This window comes from Gemmatimonadales bacterium, assembly GCA_036279355.1.
Taxonomy (GTDB): domain Bacteria; phylum Gemmatimonadota; class Gemmatimonadetes; order Gemmatimonadales; family GWC2-71-9; genus DASQPE01.
Genome location: DASUJH010000052.1, coordinates 1 through 4186, shown reverse-complemented (window position 1 = coordinate 4186; position 4186 = coordinate 1). Strand labels below are relative to the sequence as shown.

The following is a 4186-nucleotide window of genomic DNA, read 5'->3' as shown; positions in this document are numbered from 1 at the left end:
AGCGAGCGCGCCGTGCCGGTGGGGAGCGGCTGCGCCATGATCTCGAAGTCGCCCGGCCCCTGGCCGATGTGGCGCAGCCGGAAGAGCACGCCCTTCGAACCGGGCAAGACGTCGACCCACTCGGTGGCGATCTCCTTCTTCTTGGGGTCGATCTTGTACACCGGCTCGATGCTCCCGCCGGCGGCTCGCATGCGGGCGACGCCCGAATCCACCTCGAAATAGATGTAGCCGTCGTCGCCCCATGCGCCGGACGTGCTGTTGGCCTTGTCGGTGAGGGTGACCGTGGGCGCCCCGCCGAGCGAGGCGATCCGCACCTGCGTGCCTTCCTTGATGAACCCGATCCGCTGACCGTCCGGCGAGAAGAAGGGGCTGGATGCGCCCTCGGTCCCGAGAATCGGCGTCGCATCCAACTGATCGAGACGCCTGAGCCAGAGCCGGTTGCCGGCTTCGGCCGGCCCGCTATACACCAGCTCGCTCCCGTCGCGCGAGAGCGCGAGTCGGGCGCCGCCCAGGCCGGCGGGCGGCTGCAGCGCCTGATTCGGCCGCAGCGCCAGGCTGAACTGGGTCGCCGGCGCCTTGGGGGCCGGCCGGAGCCAGCCCCAGAGCGCCGCCCCCGTGGCGACCAGGAGCGCCGCACCGAGCACCGCCACGAGCGTGGCGGGCGGGCGTCGTCGGCTCCGCGCGGGGGGTGGCGGCGCCGCCGCGGCAAGCGGCGTCGTGGCCGCGTAGGACTTGTTCTTGAGGGCGTCGGCAAACTCCGCGGCGGAGGAGAACCGGTCGGCCGGGAGCTTCTCGAGGGCGGTGAGCACGGCCGCCTCGACGTGCGGCGGGATCGTATGGCGCTGCGGCGCCATCGGCCGCGGATGCTCGGTCACGACCCGGGCGACCACGGCTTGTGCCGTGGCGCCGGTGAACGGCGGCTCGCCGGTGAGCATCTCGTAGAGCACGGCGCCGAGGGCGTACACGTCGGAGCGGGCCGTGATCTCGCGCTCGCCCATCGCCTGCTCGGGGCTCATGTAGTGCGGCGTGCCGAGGCTCATGCCGGTCTCGGTCATGCGGGTGCCGCCGGCCTTGCTCGCGGCGAGCGCGATGCCGAAGTCGGCGACCAGCGCCGTGCCGTCGTGCAGCAGAATGTTCTCGGGCTTGATGTCGCGGTGCACGATGCCGTGCCGATGCGCGTAGTCGAGGGCCGACGCGACCTCGGTGGTGATGCGGACCGCCACGTCGATCGGGAGCTGGTGCTCGCGGCGGAGCCGGTCGCGGAGCGACTCGCCCTCGATGAACGGCATGACGTAAAACAGGTAGCCGTCCGCCTCCCCCGAATCGAAGAGCGGCAGGATGTGCGGATGCTGCAGGTTGGCCGTGAGCTTGATCTCGGCCAGAAACCGCTCGGCGCCGATCACGGCGGCGAGCTCCGGCCGGAGGACCTTGAGCGCCACCCGGCGGTCGTGCCGGATGTCCTCCGCGAGATAGACCGTGGCCATGCCCCCGGCCCCGACTTCCCTGTCGAGTCGATAGCGGTCCGCGAGGGCCGACTGCAGCCGGCCGAGGGTTTCGGGCATGGGGTTCTCCGTTCGGGGTGCTGGAAGATCGCGGCGCGGGGCGCGGCTGGCTAGAGCGCGGGGCGCGGCTGGCTAGAGCGCGGGCCGGCGGAGCGCCGGTCATGCGGGCGCGGGGGCCGGGCCGGTTCGTCGGCTTCGCAGCCTTCCGGCGCCGCGTTAGGTTCAGCTTCTCCATCGGTGCGCCGGTGCGAAGAGAGGAGCTCCCCATGATCCGGAAGTTGGGCTCGGGCGAATATCGGCTGTACTCGAAGAAGAAGGACCCGAAGACCGGCAAACGACGCAATCTCGGCACCTTCAAGACGCGCATCGCGGCGGAGAAGCACGAGCGCGAGGTCCAGTACTTCAAGCGGCACCGTTGACGGCCGGATGCCGGAGCAACTCGGCGTCGAGCTCCAGGTGTCGCGCGGACCGACGCCCGCGCTCATCGCCACGCTCGACACGCCGCGCGGACGCATTGCGCTGCGTTGATTGGACTCCTCGATGGTACCTGTCGCCTGCGTGATGCGCCGCCGTCGCCGGGCGTACCCACCCCGGCTACCTTCCCGGCGTGCCTGCAAACGTGAGGCGGGGTGGAGTGCGCATGACGGGCGCAGGTTCCGCAGCATGGGCGAATTAGGCTGCGGCACCGCAGTCGAATACAAGTTAGGGGCACGCCCACCATCTAAGTTGCGCCACCAAGTGGTATCGCATATGATACCATGGTGCCGCCTCGCATCGTTCTGGACACCAACGTGCTGGTCGCCGCTCTGCGGTCCAGTCGCGGGGCCTCGCACCGGTTGCTGCGACAGCTCGGCACCGGTGTCTTCGAGCATGTGATCTCGGTGCCGCTCGTGCTGGAGTATGAGGATGCCCTCAAGCGTCCGGCGAGTGGCATCCCATTGTCGGCGACGGACATCGACGCGGTGCTCGATTACATCTGTGCCAGCGGGCGCCGGCAACCCATTCACTTCCTGTGGCGGCCGGTGCTGCCCGATGCGCATGACGATCTGGTGCTCGAGGCGGCGGTCAACGGGGAGTGCGATGCGATCGTGACCTTCAATACCCGCGATTTCCGCGGGGCGGACCGCTTTGGGCTTGCGGTGCTCACGCCAGCGGCCCTGGCGGCGGCTCTCACCGCAACGGGAGGTGCGCCATGAGCGCGCTGAGTCTCCGCCTACCTCGTTCCCTTCATGCCCGCGTTCGGGAGTTGGCCGAGCGGGAGGGGATTTCGATTAACCAGTTCGTGGCCACGGCTCTGGCGGAGAAGCTCTCGGCGCTCTTGACCGAGGAGTATTTGGAAGCGCGAGCGGCCCGCGGCAGCCGCCGGACGTTTCTGGCGGCGCTCAACCGGGTTCCGGGGGTGGCGCCGATTCCCCCCGATGTTCCCGCCGCGGCACCTAACAAGCGCATGCAGCAGCCGGGCCGATCAGGCCGGCGCTCGGCGCGGGCGCGGCGCTCCTCGAAGCCGTAAGGAACGTCTGTTAGTGTGGGCGCAGGCTTCTTAGCGCCCGCAGCTGATGCGCGGTTGGTTAGGTAGCGTCATCCAGCATTCTTGACAGAGGGCAAGGCCACCAATGCCAGAGCGGACTGATCCGCGTTCCATGTCGTGGGAGCAGATGCGCGAACAGGGCCTCTTTCCCGAACGTTGCCCCATCTGCGGTCGTGTGAACTTTCGCAACGGACCTGACTACTGCCGCCACTGGTGGGGCACCGAATACGAGCAGTCTAAGCGACGGCCCATACTGGGAGGAGTTCGAGGAGCTTTGGGACCTTCTGTCAGGCGTGTACGACTCGCCAGACGACGAGGAATCCGAGCGACTCGTAAATCAGCTCAATGCAGCGGGCCTAACTGACATTGCGCGGGCGCTCGTGCAGTACGACAAGACGTGGTGGCTTGGCGGTGTAGAGCACAAAGTGTACATCGAGCCGGAAGCCTCGATGGTGTCGGGTGAGGGCTGGTCACTCTATCACGAGGACCCGGGCTGGTTCGATCACCTCATGGCTCAGCTGCGCACCGCCGGGAAGATTGCCAGCCAGCAGTGATCGTGGTGAGGCGGTAAGAGTTTTGAGGTCGCCCGACGCTGCCTAACCCGCAAATGCAGCCGACAAACGCGAACGGGCCGGAGCGCCGCTGACAGGCACTCTCCCAGTGGCCACAAAGGAACGTAAGTTCTTTCAGGTCGTTTGCAGCTGATTTGCAAGTCGTTCGACCGCTTGCGGAATAGATCAGGGCAGCGCGAGCACGAGCTTCAGGCCAGCGTCGATGGCCGCGAGAAGTCGAGGTGGCAGTTTCCCGGCGCGCTCAGTCAGGAAGGCGCGGTCCAGCGTGACGAGCTGGGACACATTGGCGACAGAATCCTTGGGCAGCCCGGAGGTCTGCTTCGGAACAAGCACGTTCCCAGGAGCATCGATCAGCCGGAGGGTGGAGGTCAGCACCACGGCAATCGTGGTCTGCAGCCGGCTGCGGTTGAACGCGTCGGCCTGGACGATGAGAACGGGCCGGCGGTACCCTGGCTCCGAGCCCGTTGGCTCGTCGAGGTCCGCCCACCAGACCTCGCCGCGCTCGATTACCACTCGGGCGTGCGGAGCGACCGAGCTTGGCTGCGGCGGAGCGGGCGCTCCAGGCGACTGGGCTGCTGCGCGTA

At 68.0% G+C, this 4186-nt stretch carries 5 protein-coding genes; 3 read left to right on the top strand and 2 right to left on the bottom strand.

What is annotated here, in order from left to right:
• On the bottom strand, nucleotides 1-1562 hold a 1562-nt coding region (locus VFW66_13275; GenBank protein ID HEX5387668.1), incomplete at its 3' end, for a protein kinase.
• A gap of 206 nt (nucleotides 1563-1768) precedes the next feature.
• Between VFW66_13275 and VFW66_13270 the strand changes: the two genes are divergently transcribed.
• The 3 genes from VFW66_13270 to VFW66_13260 all read left to right on the top strand — a co-directional run bounded on the left by VFW66_13270 (nucleotide 1769) and on the right by VFW66_13260 (nucleotide 3584).
• Nucleotides 1769-1921, top strand: a complete 153-nt coding sequence (locus tag VFW66_13270; GenBank protein HEX5387667.1) for a hypothetical protein — start codon at nucleotides 1769-1771, stop codon at nucleotides 1919-1921.
• Nucleotides 1922-2260: 339 nt separating this feature from the next.
• Complete coding sequence (locus VFW66_13265; protein ID HEX5387666.1) at nucleotides 2261-2698, top strand: PIN domain-containing protein; 438 nt, start codon at nucleotides 2261-2263, stop codon at nucleotides 2696-2698.
• Nucleotides 2699-3323: 625 nt separating this feature from the next.
• Entirely contained in the window at nucleotides 3324-3584 is a 261-nt protein-coding gene (locus tag VFW66_13260) for a hypothetical protein (protein ID HEX5387665.1), read from the top strand.
• A gap of 183 nt (nucleotides 3585-3767) precedes the next feature.
• Here the strand turns inward: VFW66_13260 and VFW66_13255 are convergent.
• The coding region (locus VFW66_13255; protein HEX5387664.1) for a type II toxin-antitoxin system PemK/MazF family toxin at nucleotides 3768-4186 on the bottom strand (419 nt) is incomplete at its 5' end.